Source organism: Blautia glucerasea (genome assembly GCF_020537505.1).
Taxonomy (GTDB): domain Bacteria; phylum Bacillota; class Clostridia; order Lachnospirales; family Lachnospiraceae; genus Blautia_A.
The window spans coordinates 1-19,052 of the sequence record NZ_JAJBMO010000029.1 but is presented as its reverse complement, the minus strand read 5'-3'; the positions used below and the strand labels follow the sequence as shown (position 1 = coordinate 19,052).

Annotated in this window: 14 protein-coding genes and 1 pseudogene; 11 read left to right on the top strand and 4 right to left on the bottom strand. The window is 46.2% G+C overall.

What is annotated here, in order from left to right; all coding sequences use genetic code 11:
• Positions 1-62: 62 nt before the first annotated feature.
• On the top strand, positions 63-677 hold the full coding sequence (locus LIQ05_RS16800) for a hypothetical protein (protein ID WP_226822526.1): 615 nt from the start codon (positions 63-65) through the stop codon (positions 675-677).
• Positions 678-883: 206 nt separating this feature from the next.
• On the opposite strand, the gene LIQ05_RS16795 is transcribed toward LIQ05_RS16800, so the two are convergent.
• Both LIQ05_RS16795 and LIQ05_RS16790 read right to left on the bottom strand, forming a co-directional pair.
• Positions 884-2,281 (bottom strand): alanine/glycine:cation symporter family protein, encoded by a 1,398-nt coding sequence (locus tag LIQ05_RS16795; protein WP_226822524.1) that lies wholly within the window; start codon positions 2,279-2,281, stop codon positions 884-886.
• Positions 2,282-2,416: 135 nt separating this feature from the next.
• Positions 2,417-2,983: a flavodoxin family protein gene (locus LIQ05_RS16790; RefSeq protein WP_226822522.1), complete on the bottom strand. Its 567-nt coding sequence runs from the start codon at positions 2,981-2,983 to the stop codon at positions 2,417-2,419.
• Positions 2,984-3,340: 357 nt separating this feature from the next.
• Here LIQ05_RS16790 and LIQ05_RS16785 point away from each other — a divergent pair, with 357 nt between their 5' ends.
• The 7 genes from LIQ05_RS16785 (at position 3,341) to LIQ05_RS16755 (ending at position 14,123) form a co-directional block, all read left to right on the top strand.
• Positions 3,341-7,093, top strand: a complete 3,753-nt coding sequence (locus LIQ05_RS16785; protein ID WP_226822520.1) for an ATP-binding cassette domain-containing protein — start codon at positions 3,341-3,343, stop codon at positions 7,091-7,093.
• Between the two features lie 297 nt (positions 7,094-7,390).
• Complete coding sequence (pfkB, locus tag LIQ05_RS16780; protein ID WP_226822519.1) at positions 7,391-8,323, top strand: 1-phosphofructokinase; 933 nt, start codon at positions 7,391-7,393, stop codon at positions 8,321-8,323.
• Entirely contained in the window at positions 8,320-10,233 is a 1,914-nt protein-coding gene (locus tag LIQ05_RS16775) for a PTS fructose transporter subunit IIABC (protein WP_226822517.1), read from the top strand. The genes pfkB and LIQ05_RS16775 overlap by 4 nt, the downstream gene beginning before the upstream one ends.
• A 111-nt stretch (positions 10,234-10,344) precedes the next feature.
• Entirely contained in the window at positions 10,345-10,602 is a 258-nt protein-coding gene (locus LIQ05_RS16770) for an HPr family phosphocarrier protein (RefSeq protein WP_226822515.1), read from the top strand.
• 114 nt (positions 10,603-10,716) lie between these two features.
• Positions 10,717-12,366: a phosphoenolpyruvate--protein phosphotransferase gene (ptsP, locus tag LIQ05_RS16765; RefSeq protein WP_226822513.1), complete on the top strand. Its 1,650-nt coding sequence runs from the start codon at positions 10,717-10,719 to the stop codon at positions 12,364-12,366.
• Complete coding sequence (locus LIQ05_RS16760; RefSeq protein ID WP_226822511.1) at positions 12,360-13,115, top strand: DeoR/GlpR family DNA-binding transcription regulator; 756 nt, start codon at positions 12,360-12,362, stop codon at positions 13,113-13,115. The genes ptsP and LIQ05_RS16760 overlap by 7 nt, the downstream gene beginning before the upstream one ends.
• A 210-nt stretch (positions 13,116-13,325) precedes the next feature.
• Positions 13,326-14,123, top strand: a complete 798-nt coding sequence (locus LIQ05_RS16755; protein WP_226822509.1) for an HAD family hydrolase — start codon at positions 13,326-13,328, stop codon at positions 14,121-14,123.
• Between the two features lie 133 nt (positions 14,124-14,256).
• On the opposite strand, the gene LIQ05_RS16750 is transcribed toward LIQ05_RS16755, so the two are convergent.
• Together LIQ05_RS16750 and hcp are read right to left on the bottom strand one after the other, a co-directional pair.
• Positions 14,257-15,069 (bottom strand): ATP-binding protein, encoded by an 813-nt coding sequence (locus LIQ05_RS16750; protein WP_226822507.1) that lies wholly within the window; start codon positions 15,067-15,069, stop codon positions 14,257-14,259.
• A 13-nt stretch (positions 15,070-15,082) separates the two neighbouring features.
• Entirely contained in the window at positions 15,083-16,678 is a 1,596-nt protein-coding gene (gene hcp, locus LIQ05_RS16745) for a hydroxylamine reductase (protein WP_226822506.1), read from the bottom strand.
• A 273-nt stretch (positions 16,679-16,951) separates the two neighbouring features.
• Between hcp and LIQ05_RS16740 the strand changes: the two genes are divergently transcribed.
• From LIQ05_RS16740 to LIQ05_RS16730, 3 genes and pseudogenes are all read left to right on the top strand, one after another.
• A complete protein-coding gene (locus LIQ05_RS16740) occupies positions 16,952-17,617 on the top strand; it encodes a Crp/Fnr family transcriptional regulator (RefSeq protein WP_226822504.1) in 666 nt (221 codons plus the stop codon).
• Positions 17,618-17,659: 42 nt separating this feature from the next.
• Positions 17,660-18,208: pseudogene (locus LIQ05_RS20420) on the top strand (aminotransferase class I/II-fold pyridoxal phosphate-dependent enzyme); the annotation flags it as partial.
• Positions 18,209-18,392: 184 nt separating this feature from the next.
• Positions 18,393-18,764 carry a PAS domain-containing protein gene (locus LIQ05_RS16730; RefSeq protein WP_226822502.1) on the top strand — a complete coding sequence of 124 codons (372 nt, stop codon included), beginning with the start codon at positions 18,393-18,395 and terminating at the stop codon, positions 18,762-18,764.
• The last annotated feature ends 288 nt before the right edge of the window (positions 18,765-19,052 follow it).

The following is a 19,052-nucleotide window of genomic DNA, read 5'->3' as shown; positions in this document are numbered from 1 at the left end:
GCTCCACTGTGGGGCAGCTGTTTGAGTAATAAAATAAAAAAAGAAAAGCAAGGAGAGTTATTATGAAACGTTCATTAGTCATTTTATTAACAGCAGTAAGTATTTCCACTATGACAGCAGCAACTGTATTCCCGGCATTTGCAGAGAGTACAGAAGCCACAGCAGAGGAGCCAGCAGATGATGCAGCAGCTACGGATAGTGAGCTTGAGGACGGCGTATACGGCGTAGAGTTTGACACAGACAGTGGTATGTTCCATGTAAATGAGGCTTGCAACGGAAGAGCTGCCCTCACTGTAAAGGATGGCAAAATGACCGTTCATATCACTCTTGTTTCCAAGAATATTGAAAATCTTTTCCTTGGAACCGCAGAGGATGCACAGAAGGACGGCGCTAAGCTGATCCAGCCTACCATTGATAAGGTAACTTACAGTGATGGTATGACAGAGGAAGTTTATGGATTTAATGTCCCAGTGGAAAAACTGGATGAGGAATTTGACCTGGCTATCATTGGCAAAAAGGGAAAATGGTATGACCATAAGGTAAGCGTTACGGATGTACAGGAGCAGACTGAGGAAGAGAAGAATGCAGTTGAGATCGGCGAGGAAGAGGAAAGCGAAGATGCTGAGGCTGCTGATACAACCGCAGATGCAGCTGCTGAGGAAGAGTCCAAGGATTGATCTTCAGAAAAATAAAAGATCTGCCGGAAGTTTCATTTTATGATGAAAATGAATTATTCGGAAAATTTTATTAGAGAATGAATGAAAAAAGGGACATCCCATGAGTGAAAATGTATTCATGGGATGTCCTTTTTGTATAGCAGGAGATTCCAATGTGATTTCCTATCACATAAAAAACAGGCTCCGAAGAGCCTGCCCTTTACCATTTATTTCCCTCTCCCTTCTCCTGCGAAATACTCTTTCGTCAGTTTTACAACTGTACCGGAGAGCAAGAACAGGGCGATCAGGTTGGGGATCGCCATCAGGCCATTAAAGGTGTCTGCAATATTCCACATCAGCCCCAGGTTTGCAGTTGCACCAACAATAGCAACCAGGGAATATACAACCATAAAAGGCTTGATCACTTTTTCGGAAAACAGGAACTCGATGCAGCGGGCTCCGTAAAGTCCCCATCCAAGAGCTGTGGAAAAAGCAAAGCAGCACATAGCAACAGCAGTAAAGATGGATACCCAGTTTCCGTATGTAGAAGTAAATCCAAGGATGGTCAGTTCTGCACCTGCAGCTTCGCCGTAATTGACCGTAACACCGCTGCAAAGGATAACAAGTGCAGTCAGGGTACAGATCACGATGGTGTCTGTAAATACTTCGAAAATACCGAACATACCCTGTTTTACAGGCTTCTTGGTATCTGCACATGCGTGGGCAATGGATCCGGTACCAAGGCCGGCCTCATTGGAGAAAATACCACGGGAAACACCCTTTTTCATACTGGTGAACATGCTTCCGATGATTCCTCCGGTTACCGCTGCTGGCTGGAATGCACCGCGGAAAATAGAAGCAAACACAGATGGTACGTGCTGGATGTTCAGAAGGATCACCCCAAGTCCAAGAAGGATGTAAAGCAGTGCCATAAATGGAACCAGCTTCTCTGTAACCTGTCCGATACGTTTGACTCCGCCAAGAAGGATCATGGCAATGAGAATGGCAATGATAATGCCAATGATCAGGTTGGAAGTGGAAACGGAGCTTTCACTGATCATGTTATAATTCAGCAGTGCAGAATTGACAGCAGTGGTAATGGTATTAACCTGTGTGGCATTACCGGTTCCAAATACGGTGAGGACACCAAATGCAGCGAACAGATAAGCCAGCCAGTTCCATTTCTTTCCAAGACCGTTCTTAATATAGTACATAGGACCGCCTACCAGCTCGCCGTTTGCGTTAATCTCACGGTAGTGGACCGCCAGGGTGACCTCGGCAAATTTGGTGCACATGCCAAAAAGAGCAGAAACCCACATCCAGAAAATGGCTCCGGGACCGCCGATGGCGATGGCGCCTGCAACACCGGCGATATTACCGGTACCCACTGTGGCAGCCAGTGCCGTACACACTGCCTGGAAAGGAGTGATAGCACCGTCAGAAGCATCGCGCTTGCGGAAAATACGTCCAAGGGTTGTCTTGATGGCATAGGGGAATTTGCGGATCTGAAGGAAATTGGTGCGGATACTAAGATAAAGACCAACTCCGAAAATACAGACCATTGCAGGAACACCCCAGATAAAATTATTTACAGCTGTGTTAATGGTTTCGATTATTTGCAGCATAAAATACCTCTCTGGAAGTTTTGTAGTTGATACATGCAGTGCAGAAGCAATCCGCACACTGCATGTATTCTTTAAAGGAGCCTGGCAGCAGTGAAAAATCCATGTAATGGGAAAGGAATCGCTGCCAGGCTGTTATTAGCGGATAAAGTTTGTCTTGATCTTATCCTCCGCCTGAGGAATGTCTACGCCTGCGGCTTTTCCCGCCTCCAGAGATTTCAGAAGCCATGCCATGTTATTTCCAAGGGTGCGCATGATCTGCAGTCCCTCACCGTCCTGTGCAACCTCTGCTGGGGTATTGCCATGGACCATATTCCAGTAGTTGGCAGATACGATTGGCATCTCATGATAGCTGAAATATTTCAGAAGTACGTCCAAAGTAGCGGTAGTTCCGGCTCTTCTTGCAGATGCAACTGCAGCAGCTGGCTTGTGGAGCATGTCTTTTCCAGCCATGGAGCAGAGCTTATCCATAAATTCAATGATCTGGCCGGATGGGGATGCCCAATATACCGGGGAACCTACTACAAGAGCGTCTGCCTCTTTTAATTTCGCCGCCGCGGCCTTTACGTTATCTGTATCCGGATTTCCTGCCTGGAAAATCTCAGTATCAATTCCATTGTTATTCAGTGCTTTTGCAACTTCACTCAGTGCTGTGAAGGTACAGCCTTCTTTACGCGGGCTGCCGTTTAAAAGTAAAACCTTCATCTCTTTCATCCTTTCTTACTTTTGTTGTACCGGACTGCGCAGAAAATATGGTCCGTATACATCATCTCTCTAAAGCGGTAATGTATTTCCTTATTATACGATAGAAATGGTTGGATTTCAAGAGAAGGGTTTCATTTTAAAGGTATTAAAGACACAATATGTTCACAATTTAAGGATATAATAGGGACATTCTGTGATAATGGGGATTCTGCCAGCTGTGGGAGTGCCATAGGCACGGAACAGCTGACTTTCATATATGGTGATGTTGCAGGTAGGCGACATATCCGTTTAGTGCGGGAACCCCTCACAGACTTTGCAAAATGACAGTATCAGACGTGACCAGAAAGGAAGTAATCAGTGCTTCAGATCAAAGACATATACAAAGAATACAGAACCGGAAACCTGGTGCAGCGGGCGCTGGATGGGGTGAGTCTTGCCCTTCGGGACAACGAATTTGTGGCAATCCTTGGCCCAAGTGGTTCCGGAAAGACCACCCTTCTTAATATTATTGGCGGTCTTGACCGGTATGACAGCGGTGACCTGATCATCAACGGGATTTCCACAAAAAAATATAAGGATAGGGACTGGGATTCCTACCGAAACCATACCATTGGTTTTGTTTTCCAGAGCTATAACCTGATTCCCCATCAGACGGTGCTTGCCAACGTGGAACTCGCCCTTACCATCTCAGGCGTTCCCAAAAGTGAGCGAAGACGCCGGGCAGAGGAGGCTTTGGAAAAGGTGGGCCTTGGCGCCCAGATTCACAAAAAGCCCAGCCAGATGTCCGGCGGTCAGATGCAGCGTGTGGCAATTGCCAGAGCCCTGGTAAATGATCCGGAAATCTTACTGGCGGATGAACCGACAGGAGCCCTTGATTCAGATACAAGTGTCCAGGTTATGGATCTTCTGAAAGAGGTTGCAAAGGAACGGCTGGTAGTAATGGTCACCCATAACCCGGAGCTTGCCCAGCTTTATGCGACCAGAATTGTGACTGTAAAAGATGGACGGATCCTTTCCGACACAGATCCTTTTGAAATCCACAGTGAAAAAATGGCACCTCCGGTCCATAAGAATATGGGAAAATCCTCCATGTCCTTTTTTACCGCTCTTTCCCTGAGCTTTCAGAACCTAAAGACCAAGAAGGCCAGAACTCTTCTGACCTCTTTTGCAGGTTCTATCGGTATTATTGGAATTGCGCTGATCCTCTCTATCTCAAATGGAGTGGATAAATACATTACAGATATGGAAGAGGAGACACTTTCGGAATATCCGCTGCAGATCCAGAGTACCGGAATGGATCTTACCTCCATGATGGTGGGAGCGGCCGCTGCGCAAAGCGAAAAGAAGGATGGAGAAGTAGGGGTAGCCCAGATGGTGACCAATATGTTTTCCAAAATGAATTCCAATGATCTGGAGTCCCTGAAAACCTATCTGGATAGCGAAGAAAGCGGTGTTTCCCAGTATGCCAATTCGGTGGAATACACCTATTCGGTTTCTCCGCAGATTTTCCGGGAAGACGGGAAAAATATCCGCCAGGTAAATCCAGACAAATCTTTTTCTGCCATGGGACTTGGCTCCGGCTCTTCCAACAGCATTATGTCCTCCACCATGAGTACGGATGTTTTTTATGAAATGCCGGAGAATGAAAATCTCTATAAAAACCAGTACGAGGTAAAGGCCGGCAGATGGCCGGAAAATTATAAGGAATGTGTGCTGGTGCTTACTTCGAATGGTGATATCAGTGATTTTCTCCAGTATACCCTGGGCCTTCGGGACAGTAAGGAACTGGATGAAATGGTGCAGGCGTTTATGGCAGAAGAAGCTGTGGAGACGCTGGAGGATGTTGGCCCTTATGAGTATGATGAGATTCTGGGGACGAAGTTTAAACTGGTAAGCAGTACGGATTATTACGAATACGATAAAGAATATAAGGTATGGAAGGACAAATCTGACAACAGCTCTTATATGAAAAAACTGGTAAAAAACGGAGAAGACCTTACCATTGTGGGAATTGTCCAGCCAGCAGAGGGCGCGACGGCCTCCATGCTGACTGCTGGAATCTGCTATACCCCGGAGTTGACCAGACATGTGATCGAGAAGGCTGCTTCCAGTGAAATTGTGAAACAGCAGCTGGCAGATGAGAAGACCAATGTTTTCACAGGGGAAGAGTTTGGAAAAGAGGATAATGAAGACAGCAGGCTTGACATGGAATCCTTGTTTTCCATTAATGCAGATGCCCTGCAGGAAGCCTTCCAGGTGGATTTAAGCGGTTTTAATATGGATCTTTCCAGTCTTTCCGGGCTGTCTTCGGGAATGAACGTGGATATGCCGGATCTTTCAGGAATGGCAGGAAATATCAATCTGGATGCAAGTACCATGCCAGATCTTTCCGGGCTGATCAAGATGGATGATCTGAATCTGGATCTTTCTGATGTGATCGATCCGGATGAGATCCTGAAAAGCCTTCCCGCAGATCAGGTTCCGGATATGAGCCAGGCCCTGCAATCTGTGAAATTTGATTTCACAGAGGAGAAAATCAGTGCGTTGTTAAAGGATGTCCTGGCAGGATATCAGGAGAGCATTAAGGATAAACCAGAGTCAGATCCAAATAAAATGCAGGCTGCGCTGCAGCAGTATCTGACTTCCAAAGAAATGAATGACCGTTTGTGCAAGGATTTGCAGGAGCTAGTAAAAGATAATGTGAAAGTGGATGTATCTTCGGAAAAAGTGATTGCTGTGGCGGCGAAGCTGGTAAACCAGTATCAGGAGTATGCCAAAGAGAATAACATTACACAAACAGATGTAGCAAGCATTCTTGCCTTTTTAAGCCAGAGCGAGATCCAGCAGCAGATCAGACAGGAAGCGGAGACTCTTATTAAAAATAGTTTGACAGTGACGATTACCGCAAAGCAGATACAGGATCTGTTTTTACAGGATGTAGTAGAGGCTTATCCGGAATATGCCAAAAAGAACAACCTTCCGGATCCAGCCAATCTGGCAGATTATTTCCTGGAATATATGCAGACAGAGGATGCACAGAGCCGTCTTATGAATGGTTTTATGACTATGGTAGATACAAGTGAAGTGCAGAAGCAGTTTTCACAGGCCATGGAAACCTATATGAAGACCATGATGACTTCCTTTACAGATGCGCTGACAAAGGGGATTGAAGCCAAGTTCACAGATGTGATGGGACAGGTGGAAAAACAGCTGACCAAGGGCATTCAGACTGCCATGGAGCAGATGATGGGAAATATCAGCTCCAGCATGCAGGGAGCCATGGAGTCTGTAATGGCAAGTGTGTCCTCCAGCATTGCATCTGCCATGAGCCAGGCCATGGGAAGCCTTGGAAGCATGGGGGATATGAGCAGTATGGAAGATGCATTGTCCATTGATCCGGAGGCTTTTGCAAAGGCCATTCAGATGAATATGAACGAAGATGACCTTTCAGAGCTTATGATGTCCCTGATGTCTTATGAAAATGCTTCTTATGACGGAAATCTGAAGAAGCTTGGTTATGCAGATCTGAATGTTCCTGGCGGGATCAATATTTATCCAAAGGATTTTGAGTGTAAATCAGAGATCGTGAATATTCTGGATCAGTATAATGCAGATATGGAGGCGGCAGGGGAGGATGAGAAGGTGATCACCTACACCGACCTGGTGGGTACCCTGATGTCGTCTGTCACGGATATTGTAAATATTATCAGTTATGTGCTGGTGGCTTTTGTGGCCATTTCTCTTGTGGTTTCTTCCATTATGATCGGTGTTATTACTTATATCAGTGTTCTGGAGCGGAAAAAAGAGATTGGTATCTTAAGAGCGATTGGTGCTTCCAGGCATAATGTGTCACAGGTGTTCAATGCGGAGACGTTTATCATCGGATTTTGCGCGGGAGCTATGGGAATTGGAATTACTTTATTGCTTCTGATTCCGGCGAACCATATTATCCGGTCACTGGCTGACGGTGTGAATGTAAAAGCGGCGCTTCCGCCGGTGGCTGCGGTGGTTCTGATCGGGCTGAGCGTGGTGCTGACCTTGCTTGGCGGTCTGATTCCGTCTAGAAAAGCGGCTAAGAGCGATCCGGTGACAGCGCTTCGGACGGACTAGTACAGGCTGGATTTATGGGACTGGCAGAAATTGCAGATATCAGATTGCGTGAATGATGTTCGAAACACGTAGCAGTCTGGTATCTGCATTTTTTTGCAGTTTGTGGACATTACTATAGAAAACGGCGGTGCTAAAAAATACACGAAAGTCAAACTCGGTCAAAATAATTCATATTTGTGCAATTGTTATAAATTCAATCTGTCAATCTTGTGAAAAAGATTGATTGACTTTGATTAAGTATGACGATATAATAAGCCAAACAAATCAAAAACAAGCAAAAGTAAGCAGGAGGCAGACATGATTTACACTGTAACTTTTAATCCTTCACTGGATTACATTGTGTCGGTAGAGGACTTCCAGCTTGGTCTTACCAATCGTACCAGTTCGGAGATGCTTCTGCCGGGAGGCAAGGGGATTAACGTATCTACAGTTCTTATGAACCTTGGAATTGAGAGTACCGCCCTTGGATTTATAGCCGGATTTACCGGAGATGAGATTATCAGACGTCTTGAGAATATGGGTGTGAAGAATGGTTTCATCCAGGTAGGGGAAGGTTTTTCCAGAATCAATTTGAAGCTGAAGAGTATAGACGGAACAGAGATCAATGGACAGGGACCGAAGATCGGGACAGACAAGGTTGACATGCTGATGAAGCAGCTGGGAGAATTAGGAGAGGGAGATGTGCTTTTCCTTTCCGGAAGCATTCCATCTTCCATGCAAGATGATGCCTACCAGAAGATCATGTCGATGCTGGATGGCAGAGGAGTAAGAATCGCAGTGGATGCTACCAGAGATCTTCTGATGAAGGTTCTTCCCTATCATCCATTTCTGATCAAGCCGAATAACCATGAGCTTGGTGAGATCTTCGGCGTGGAGCTGAAGGACCGCCAGTCCGTAATTCCATACGGCAGGAAGCTTCAGGAAATGGGAGCTGTGAATGTACTGATTTCCATGGCAGGAGAGGGCGCAGTCCTGATTGCAGAGAATGGAGAAGTTTACCAGGAGCCGGCCCCGAAGGGCAAGCTGATCAATGGTGTCGGGGCAGGAGATTCCATGGTAGCCGGATTTATGGCCGGATATATGGAGATGCAGGATTACGAATATGCATTCCACATGGGAATCGCAGCAGGAAGTGCCAGTGCATTTTCTGAGAATCTTGCTACGAGAGAAGAGATTGAATCTGTCTATCAGCAGATCACAGGAAAGGATCAGGAGGAAAGGAAGAAATGAGGATCACAGATTTACTGGATGTAAGAAGTATTTCATTAAATGCTGCTCCCGCAGATAAATCCCAGACTCTGGATGCAGCGGTTGCCCTTATGACGAAGAGCGGCAGGATCAGTGATGAAGAAGCATACCGCAAGCAGGTTTATGCCAGAGAGGAAGAGAGCACCACTGGAATTGGGGAAGGAATTGCCATTCCACATGGGAAATGTGATGCAGTAAAGAAACCAGGACTTGCAGCTATGGTAATTCCTGGCGGTGTTGATTTTGATTCCCTGGATGGGGAGCCAGTTACCTTGCTGTTTCTGATCGCAGCGCCGAATACAGAGGATAACGTACATCTGGATGTGCTGAGCAAGCTTTCCATGATGCTGATGGATGAGGAGTTTACCAGGAGCCTTCGTGCTGCGAAGACACCAGAAGAATTTCTGGCGATCATCGACCAGGCAGATGAAGAGAAGAAGAGTGTAGATGAACGTCTGGCTGATATGGGTGAGGCTGAGGCGGATCAGTTCAGGATCCTGGCTGTTACCTCCTGTCCTACTGGAATTGCCCATACTTATATGGCAGCAGAGGGAATTGAGAAAGCTGCCAAAGCAAAGAACTGCTTTGTGAAAATTGAGACAAGAGGTTCTGGTGGTGCCAAGAATGTGCTTACCGATCAGGAAATCCAGGATGCGGACTGCATCATCGTTGCAGCTGATGCACAGGTTCCCATGGACCGTTTTGATGGTAAGAAAGTGATCCAGCGCCAGGTTTCAGATGGAATCAATAAGGCAGATGAGCTGATCCAGCTTGCCATGTCCGGTGATGTACCAGTATACCACAGTGGAAATGCTTCTGCAGCAGCCCACAGTCAGAATAAATCCAGCGGCGGTGCAGGGCATAAGATTTATACCCAGCTGATGAACGGTGTTTCCCATATGCTTCCATTCGTAGTTGGCGGAGGTATTCTCATTGCCATTGCGTTCCTGATTGATGGACTTATGGTAGATATGAATGCCCTGGATGTGACTGAGCGTGCGAATTTCGGAAGCATCACGCCGGCCGCTGCCATGTTTAAGCAGATCGGTGATGTGGCATTTGGCTTTATGCTCCCGGTTCTGGCTGGATTTATCGCTATGGCCATCGGTGACAGACCGGCACTTGCACTTGGCTTTGTAGGAGGCATGATGGCACATAGTGGAACATCTGGTTTCCTGGGTGCCCTGGTAGCAGGTTTTGCAGCTGGTTATATTATTTTGGGACTTCGCAAGGTTTGTGAGAAGCTTCCTGAGGCTCTTGAGAAGGTCGCACCGGTTCTTATTTATCCGGTTGTGGGTATTCTGGTTATGGGACTTCTGATGATGTTTGTTGTAGAACCAATCATGGGTGGTATCAATACAGCCTTGAATAACGGACTTACCTCCATGGGAAGCTCCAGTAAGATTGTTCTTGGCCTGATCCTTGGAGGAATGATGGCAATCGACATGGGAGGCCCATTCAATAAAGCCGCTTATGTTTTTGGAACAGCTGCAATCGCAGCTGGTAATTATGACATTATGGCAGCTGTTATGGTTGGCGGTATGGTTCCACCATGTGCGATTGCACTTGCCACACTTCTTTTCAAAGACAGATTTACAAAGGAAGAAAGAGAATCTGGTCCGACCAACTTTATTATGGGACTTGCATTTATTACAGAGGGAGCCATTCCTTTCGCAGCATCTGACCCGATCCACGTGCTTCCGGCATGTATCATTGGTTCCGGACTTGCAGGCGCCATGTCTATGGCATTTGGATGTACTCTGATGGCACCTCACGGCGGAATCTTTGTAGTTCCGGTTATGGGAAATGCAGTGCAGTATATGATCGCTCTGGTTGTTGGAACAGTGGTTTCCGCAGTTCTTCTGGGAGTTTTGAAGAAGCAAAAAGCCTGAGTGATTGACAGTATAAATAAAATCAGATATAAAGAAATTAACAAATAAGAAATTAAATAATAAGAAAATCGGCAGAGACAAAAGAGAAAAAGAAAAACGGAGGAATTTATCATGAAAGAATTTAAGTATGTAGTAACAGATCCAGAAGGAATCCACGCACGTCCGGCAGGAGAGCTTGTAAAGGCAGTAAAGGCTTTCTCCTCTGACATCAAGATTGCAAAGGGCGGCAAGGCTATGAATTGCAAGGCAATTTTCGGAGTTATGGGACTTGCAGTAAAGAAAGGCGACGAGGTTACTCTTACATTTGAAGGTGCAGATGAAGATGCTGCATACGAAGCAGTAAGCAAATTCATGCAGGAGACTCTGTAAGACAGGAAGGGGACATACCTGCGGCGGAAAGGTAGATGTCGCTCGAAGCGACCCGCCGCAGGCGTAGAATCCTGCAAGACAGGATTCTTTTTTTATATAAATGGGAGAGAAAAAATGCAGATATATAACGGAAAAAGTGTTTTCGGCGGGATCGCCATCGGTAAGATCAGTGTATATCAGAAAAAAGAGCAGCAGGTTAAGCGTGTGAAGATAGAAGATCCAGATCAGGAGATGGCACGCTATGAGAAAGCAAAGGCAGAGGGAATCAAGCAGCTTCAGGGCTTATACGATAAGGCCCTTCGGGAAGTGGGAGAAGCAAATGCAGCCATCTTTGAGGTTCATCAGATGATGATGGAGGATGACGGCTATAACGAATCTGTGGAGAATATTATCCGCAGCCAGGGTGTAAATGCAGAGTATGCAGTAGCGACCACAGGCGACAATTATGCGCAGATGTTTTCTGCTATGGATGACGATTACATGAGAGAGCGTGCCGCAGACGTACGTGATATTTCTGAGCGGCTTCTTACTATTTTAAATGGAGAAGATACAAGTTCTGTAGATGCAGATGAACCGAAGATCATTGTAGCCGAAGATCTGGCGCCATCTGAGACAGTACAGCTGGACAAGGATAAGGTCCTTTCCTTTGTGACAGTAAAGGGCTCTTTAAATTCCCATACTGCTATTCTTGCCAGAACCATGGCAATTCCGGCACTGGTAAATACTTCCATGTCTCTTGAGGGTGAGATGGATGGCAGGCTTGGGATTGTAGATGGAGCAAATGGTATATTCTATGTAGATCCAGATGAAGCCACTCTGGCGGAAATGAAGAAACGCCAGGAGGAAGACCTTTCCAGAAAACAGCTCCTTTTGACTCTTAAAGGAAAAGAAAACGTTACACTTGACGGACAGAAGGTAATGCTGTACGCTAATATTGGCAACATCAAGGATCTGGCAACTGTTATTCAGAATGATGCCGGTGGAATCGGGCTTTTCAGAAGTGAGTTTATTTACCTGGAGAAGGAGGATTTCCCAACAGAGGAAGAGCAGTTCCAGATTTACAGACAGGTAGCACAGACGATGGCTGGCAAACGAGTGATCATTCGTACTCTTGATATCGGTGCAGACAAGCAGTGTGATTACTTCCACATGGAGCATGAGGAGAACCCGGCACTGGGCTGCAGGGCCATCCGTATCTGTCTGACCAGACCGGAGATCTTTAAGACACAGCTTCGCGCGTTATTCCGCGCCAGTGCATTTGGCAGGATTGCCATTATGTATCCCATGATTACTAGTGTACAGGAAGTGCGAAGGATCAAGGAAATTGTAGAAGAAGTGAAGGCAGAGCTTACCAGTCAGGGCGTGGAGTTCGGAGAGCCGGAGCAGGGAATTATGATCGAGACTCCTGCAGCGGCAATCATCAGTGATGATCTTGCCAAGGAAGTAGATTTCTTTAGTATTGGAACCAACGATCTCAGCCAGTACACCATGGCAATTGACCGTCAGAATCCACAGCTTGATCTGTTCTTTGATCCCCATCATCCGGCAGTATTGCGCATGATCTCCATGGTTGTAGAGAATGCACATAAAGCGGGAATCTGGACAGGAATCTGTGGAGAACTTGGTGCTGACCAGTCACTTACAAAAGAGTTTCTTGCAATGGGCGTGGACGAGCTTTCTGTTTCACCAGGAAGTATTCTGCCACTGCGTAAGATCATTCTGGAAACGAATGTAACAGATTATAAGGCGGGAAAAGAATGCTAACACAACAGAGACATGAGATCATTTTGAAGCTTCTGAGAGAAAAGGGCAGTATTACTGTCACAGAAGTGAAGGATCTTTTGGATACATCAGAGTCAACTGTGCGAAGAGATATTACAGCACTGGATCGGGAAGGCAAGCTGGAGAAAGTTTTTGGCGGTGCCGTGGAATTGAAGGAACGGGTAACTGCATATGAGTATTCCGTGGCCGAGAAAATGGGACTGAAGCTGGAAGAGAAGGATCGGATCGCTAGATATGCAGCTGGTCTTATTCAGGATGAAGACTTTGTATATATTGATGCAGGTACTACCACTGGAGATATGCTGAAATTTCTGAAGCTTACAAGGGCCGTGTTTGTTACCAACGCCGTGGTTCATGCCCAGACGTTGGCTGGAAGAGGCTTTAAGGTCTTTCTGGTGGGCGGTGAGTTAAAGAGCGCTACAGAAGCAGTGATCGGTAATCAGGCTATGAATACCCTGCGGGGATATCATTTTACCAAGGGCTTTTTCGGGACCAATGGGCTTACCAGGAAGAGTGGCTGTACCACTCCGGATGCCAATGAAGCGGCGGTGAAGGCTGCTGCCATGGAACAGTGCAGGGAGTGCTATGTACTTTGCGATAGTTCAAAGTTTGATAATATCAGTTCTGTAACCTTTGCGGATTTTTACCGATTCACTGTCATAACGGATAAGATTCCGGTTGGATATGAGGATTGCGCGAATATTATTGAAGTACAGAAAGAGCAGAAGTAGGGGGATTTTTTCCTACTAGTACATCGTTTCGTAAATAATTATACCAATCGCGTAGGATGTGGATTCGAGTGTGCAGACAAGTGAGTGGTATAGTTATTTCGCAAACAATGTACTAGATAAAGTTTAAATTTCATAGTATAATAGTCCACAGGATTTCTGCTGATCAGAGGGCGGAAGTTGTGTGGACCTTTTGTATGTGAGGTAAGAGTTATGATAAAACTGATCGCGTCAGATCTGGATGGAACACTTCTGAAGGAAGGAACCATGGATATTAATCCGGAGATTTATGAGATCATCCGGAAGCTGAAGGCTAAAGGAATTGTGTTTGCAGCAGTCAGCGGCAGAGAATATGACAGTATTGAAAGAGTGTTTGCTCCTGTGAAGGATGATATTTATTTTATTGCCGGAAATGGTGGAATCATTTCCTATCAGGGGGAAATCATTGAGAAGATGGCGATTCCGGCAGATGTGCTGAAGGAGGTCGTAGAGTACGTGAGAGCCCAGGAGGGTGCTTCCTTTATGACTGCTGGCAGTGCCCAGGCATATGTGGAGCGTGCAGACCAGGCGTTTGTGAAAAAGCTTCGGGAAGGATATAAGCTTCATGTAAATGAGGTGGATGATGTGCTGAATGCGCCGGAGACAATGACAAAGGTTGCCATGTATAATGAGAAAATAGATGCCGCTGTGGGTGCCGAAGAAGCAAAGAAGCGCTTCGGGGACAAGATCCAGATCATGGCTTCCGGGGATTACTGGGTGGATTTCGTAGATGTGCATTCCGGAAAGGGAAATGCCCTGGAGAAACTGATGGAGCGGCTGGGAATTACCAGGCGGGAAGAAGTGGTGGCTTTTGGTGATAACTGCAATGATGTGAGCATGCTGCTGGAGGCAGGAAAGAGCTACGCGGTTACCACCGCCAGGGAAGAGGCTAAGCAGGCTGCCAGATATGTACTGGAGAAACCAGGTCCGGATAGTGTACTGAATGTGTTAAAAATGATACTGGAACTGTAAAAAGAAACGGCCTCTTATTTAAAAGTGAAAAGAAAATTCTATACAGTATGAACAAAAAATCCGGGCTGCGTGATACAACCTGGATTTTTTGTTGGGCAAAATTTATTTTTTTGTGGAGTATTTTAAAGGGGTGTCAGGCGAGGATCCGTCCATCTGTGGAGATGGTGTAGACTTGCCAGGGGAGAAATTTGCCGCTGGCTTTCATGGCATTTATGGCTGCATTCTGGATTCCGCCGCAGCAGGGGACTTCCATGCGCACGATGGTGACGCTTTTAATATTGTTCTGGCGGATGATCTCGGTAAGCTTTTCACTGTAATCCACAGAGTCAAGCTTCGGGCATCCGATAAGGGTGATCTTACCTTTGATAAAATCCTGGTGGAAGTTTGCATAGGCGTAGGCTGTACAGTCTGCTGCAATGAGCAGGTCTGCTCCGTCAAAATATGGTGCGTTGATAGGGACGAGCTTTATCTGCACCGGCCACTGCTGAAGTTGGGATTCTGGTATGGATGAAGCTGCGCCAGTATTGGTATCCGTATTGGCGGTCTGATCTGCTAATCCTGCATTTTTGTCATTATTGTTATGACGTTTCGCTAAAAAAGAAGAAAAAGACGGTAAATTATCATTCCTCTGAATGCGTCTGGCCATACTGCCAGGGCAGCCATTGTGAACAGGCGCAGCTGTATTGGTGTCTGCGGACTGTGCTTCCAGCTTTTTCTTGTTTTCCAGAACGGCAGCTTCGTCATAGGCTGCGGCTTCTCTTTCTACAAAAGAGATGGCGTTTGTAGGACAGGCCGGGAGGCAGTCTCCCAGACCATCACAGTAATCTTCACGGAGCAGCTTTGCCTTTCCATCTATAATTCCGATTGCACTTTCGTGGCAGGCCCGGGCACAGAGCCCGCAGCCATTACATTTTTCTTCATCTATGTGAATGATTTTTCGAATCATGAGATTTTCCTCCTTATCCCAGTAATGTTTTCAAATCTTCCTCCGGCGTGGTGATTGCGGCAATTCCAAAGTTCTCCACCAGATAATTCAGCACATTCTGAGACAAAAATGCTGGCAGTGTGGGGCCAAGGCGAATGTTCTTGATTCCAAGGTGAAGCAGTGTGAGCAGAATGGAAACGGCTTTCTGCTCATACCAGGACAGAACCATGGAAAGAGGAAGCTCATTTACACCACAGCCAAATGCTTCTGCCAGAGCTACGGCAACTTTGATGGCACCGTAAGCGTCGTTGCATTGTCCCATATCCATCAGTCTTGGAAGTCCGCCGATGGTCCCAAGGTCCAAATCATTAAATCTGTATTTTCCACAGGCAAGTGTAAGGATCACAGAATCGGAAGGAGTCTGCTTTACGAAATCAGTGTAATAGTTACGTCCGCTTCTTGCACCGTCGCAGCCTGCCACCAGGAAGAAGTGGCGGATCGCACCGGATTTTACTGCGTCGATCACCTGGTCAGCCACACCAAGGATGGTTCCATGGGAGAATCCAGTTGTCACAGAAGTTCCACCGTTAATTCCTGTAAAATGCTGATCTTCTTTGTAGCCTCCAAGTTCCAGAGCACGCTGGATCACAGGAGTGAAATCCTTTTCTCCATCAACGTGAACCGTTCCAGGGAAAGTGACGGTTCCAGTGGTGAATACCCGGTCCATATAGCTTGGCTTTGGCGGCATCAGGCAGTTGGTAGTAAAAAGAATAGGTGCTGGAAGATCCGCAAATTCTTTTTGCTGGTTCTGCCATGCAGTGCCAAAGTTTCCTTTTAAGTGGCTGTATTTTTTCAGCTCCGGGTAAGCATGGCAGGGGAGCATTTCTCCGTGGGTGTAAATGTTGATGCCTTTTCCTTCAGTCTGTTCCAGAAGCAGCTTCAGGTCGTGAAGGTCATGGCCGGTAATGACGATAAAGGGACCTTTTTCCACAGTCAGAGGTACTGTCACAGGAACTGGTGTGCCGTAAGTGGTGGTGTTGGCACGGTCCAGAAGCTCCATGCAGGAGAGATTGTATTTTCCCACTTCCATTACAATAGGAAGAAGCAGATCCATATCCCAATTCTCACCCAGTGCGAAAAGGGCTTTTGCAAAAAATTCATTTACTTCGGTATCAGTATAGCCAAGAGTCATTGCATGGTAGGCATAAGCGGCCATTCCGCGGATTCCAAAAAGAATCAGGGATTTCAGGGAACGGATATCTTCCTGGGCATTCCAGAGAAGCTTCATATCATAGTCGTCGTTATGTCCACAAGGGGAAGCGCATCCGCCGCAGCCTGGGCGAAGACGGGCTTTTTCCTGATGGATGCGCTCTGTGATCTCTGCAAGAGCATTATCGTCAAAGCTTACATTGGTAAGGGTAGCAAAAAGACCTTCTATCATCAGCTTCCATGTGTTTTCCGAAAGAGGTGCGTTTTCGTCCGCTGCGTGAGCAAGCCCGATCAGTGCGCCGGTAAGCTCATCCTGAAGTCTGGCAGTGTCAGCGGTTTTTCCACAGACCCCTTTGGTGCCTGTACAGCCGGTACAGCCGGCAGTCTGTTCACACTGAAAGCAAAACATATTTTGTTCCATAAATGGTAACCTCCTGTATTTTGATATATTAGTTGATAGGATATAAATAAATCGTGAAAAGTAATAATGAATTTGGGGTTTCACATATGAAAGTCAGGAGTGGTTACTGGTCGCAGAAAATATGTTGCGAAGTGTGTTGCTGTGAGCGGAGTGAACAGTAACGTAATGCTTACGGAAATTGAGTGAAGTGCGTTTCCGTCCTTGACTTTGCACCCATACTATAATACAATTCAACCAACAAGTATGTTGTTATAACAACAAAGAGGAGAAAAAATGAACTATGAATTTCTTTCCAGAACATTTCTCTTTCAGGGAACCAGTGCAGAAGAAACAAAGCATATGCTTTCCTGTTTAAATGCTGTGCCTCAAAGTTATGAGAAGGGCAGCACTATCTGGCAGGTAGGTGACCAGGTGAAGGCAATGGGACTTGTACTTACTGGCAGCGTTCATATTGAGAATATTGATATGATGGGAAATAAGAGCATTTTGAACAGGATTGTACCAGGACAGGTCTTTGGTGAGACCTATGCCTGCATCCCCGGGGAAAAATTGCTCATAGGGGTAACGGCTGCAGAAGAGTGCCAGATCCTTTTCCTGGAGGCGGGGAAGATTTTTCACACCTGCCCGGATACCTGTTCCTGCCATGAGAAGCTGATCCGTAATATGCTGATGGTGATGGCGAAGAAGAACCTGGAGCTTTCCAGAAGAAGTCTTCATACGGCACCAAAATCTATCCGGGGAAGGCTGCTTTCCTATTTTTCCCAGGAGATGGTGCAGCAGGGCAGCAGTCGGTTTATCATTCCCTTTAACCGGCAGGAACTTGCAGATTATCTTGGGGTGGACAGAAGTGCGCTGTCCAATGAGCTTGGGAAAATGCGAAAAGAGGGAATTATTGAAGTAAACAGAAACCAGATCCATTATCTGGAGCAGGAGGGATAGAACATGAAATACGATTTTACCAGTATCTTAAACCGCAGGGGAATGGATGCCATTGCGGTGGATCCCCCCATTTGAAGATATCAAATGGCAGGAGACCAGAAATGGTGTAACCGGGCTTACCAAAGCGTGCATCGGGTATGAGAACGGCGTGCTTGGTGGCGTGGTCAGTGCTCTAAATGTGCTTTGCTCCAAAGGGGACAGCGTGCTTTTACATTCCCCTACTTATATTGGGTTCACAGGTGCCCTTACCAATAATGGTTACCACATTGTACACAGTCAGCTGAAAAAGGATGGGGGAAAGTCTGGCGCATGGATTTTGAGGATATGGAAAAGAAAATCGTGGAGAATCATATCCATGCCTGCATTATGTGCTCTCCACATAACCCTACAGGACGCGTCTGGGAGAAGTGGGAGCTGGAAAAAGCCATGGAGCTTTTCAAAAAGCATGATGTGTATGTGATTTCAGATGAGATCTGGTCGGACCTGATTCTGGAGGGGTATAAGCATATTCCCACACAGATGATTTCTGAGGATGCCAGAAACCGGACTATTGCCATGTACGCACCATCTAAGACCTTTAACCTGGCAGGACGGAAGACCGTTCCATGGGGAGTATGGGATCCGCATGAATCTGGCGTTACCGCTGTCACGGGTGAAGGAAGCTTTTGAAAGACTTGACAAATATGTATTCCACTGAGATACTAAGAAATAATTAAGGGGATGGCAGTGGCAAAGGGCCATAAATACAGGGGATTAGAGAAAGGAGAATTTCAAAATGAATCTGACACCATATTTTAAAAGCATCATTGATCAGGATACTGCGGCTGTAGTCATCTGTAATCTGGAACATGAGATCCTTTATATGAATCCCAGGGCTGTGGAGAATTATCATAAATGGGGCGGTGAGGCTCTGGTAGGAAGGTGTCTAATGAACTGCCACAATCCAAAGTCTAAGGAAATGATCGAGAAAGTGATCGCATGGTTTCAGGAAGATAAGGATCACAACCAGATCCACACCTTTTATAATGAAAAGCAGGCGAAGGATGTGTATATGGTTGCACTTCGTGACGAGGATGGAATGCTGATCGGATATTATGAGAAGCATGAGTTCCGCACCCGGGATGAAGAGCCGTATTATAATTTCTAAATTTTATAACTGTAGGAATTTTACTTTGATAAATTTGTCTTGCTACGACTAAGGCGCTCGGGAGAGCCCTCTCGCCTAAGTCTTCGTAACCATCGGATCTCGCCTCCACTAAAACCGCTCCTGAAATGCGCGGCTACGTGAATATACATTGCAAAATCGCTGGTTACTGGCAGAGGGAAGAAAGAAACAGTAACGACAACAATGGGGGGTGACGTAGCTGCTATCCCGCATATTTACTGGCTTTTCTAATCTACCGTTGCCAAAAGGTATCGGGAAACCAACACATGT

Coding starts and splice junctions, on each gene's coding strand:
- LIQ05_RS16750 (WP_226822507.1), bottom strand. CDS start 15,069: ATGATTCGAAAAATCATTCACATAGATGAAGAAAAATGTAATGGCTGC.
- ptsP (WP_226822513.1), top strand. CDS start 10,717: ATGCAGATATATAACGGAAAAAGTGTTTTCGGCGGGATCGCCATCGGT.
- LIQ05_RS16770 (WP_226822515.1), top strand. CDS start 10,345: ATGAAAGAATTTAAGTATGTAGTAACAGATCCAGAAGGAATCCACGCA.
- LIQ05_RS16795 (WP_226822524.1), bottom strand. CDS start 2,281: ATGCTGCAAATAATCGAAACCATTAACACAGCTGTAAATAATTTTATC.
- hcp (WP_226822506.1), bottom strand. CDS start 16,678: ATGGAACAAAATATGTTTTGCTTTCAGTGTGAACAGACTGCCGGCTGT.
- pfkB (WP_226822519.1), top strand. CDS start 7,391: ATGATTTACACTGTAACTTTTAATCCTTCACTGGATTACATTGTGTCG.
- LIQ05_RS16800 (WP_226822526.1), top strand. CDS start 63: ATGAAACGTTCATTAGTCATTTTATTAACAGCAGTAAGTATTTCCACT.
- LIQ05_RS16760 (WP_226822511.1), top strand. CDS start 12,360: ATGCTAACACAACAGAGACATGAGATCATTTTGAAGCTTCTGAGAGAA.
- LIQ05_RS16775 (WP_226822517.1), top strand. CDS start 8,320: ATGAGGATCACAGATTTACTGGATGTAAGAAGTATTTCATTAAATGCT.
- LIQ05_RS16755 (WP_226822509.1), top strand. CDS start 13,326: ATGATAAAACTGATCGCGTCAGATCTGGATGGAACACTTCTGAAGGAA.
- LIQ05_RS16790 (WP_226822522.1), bottom strand. CDS start 2,983: ATGAAGGTTTTACTTTTAAACGGCAGCCCGCGTAAAGAAGGCTGTACC.
- LIQ05_RS16740 (WP_226822504.1), top strand. CDS start 16,952: ATGAACTATGAATTTCTTTCCAGAACATTTCTCTTTCAGGGAACCAGT.
- LIQ05_RS16730 (WP_226822502.1), top strand. CDS start 18,393: ATGAATCTGACACCATATTTTAAAAGCATCATTGATCAGGATACTGCG.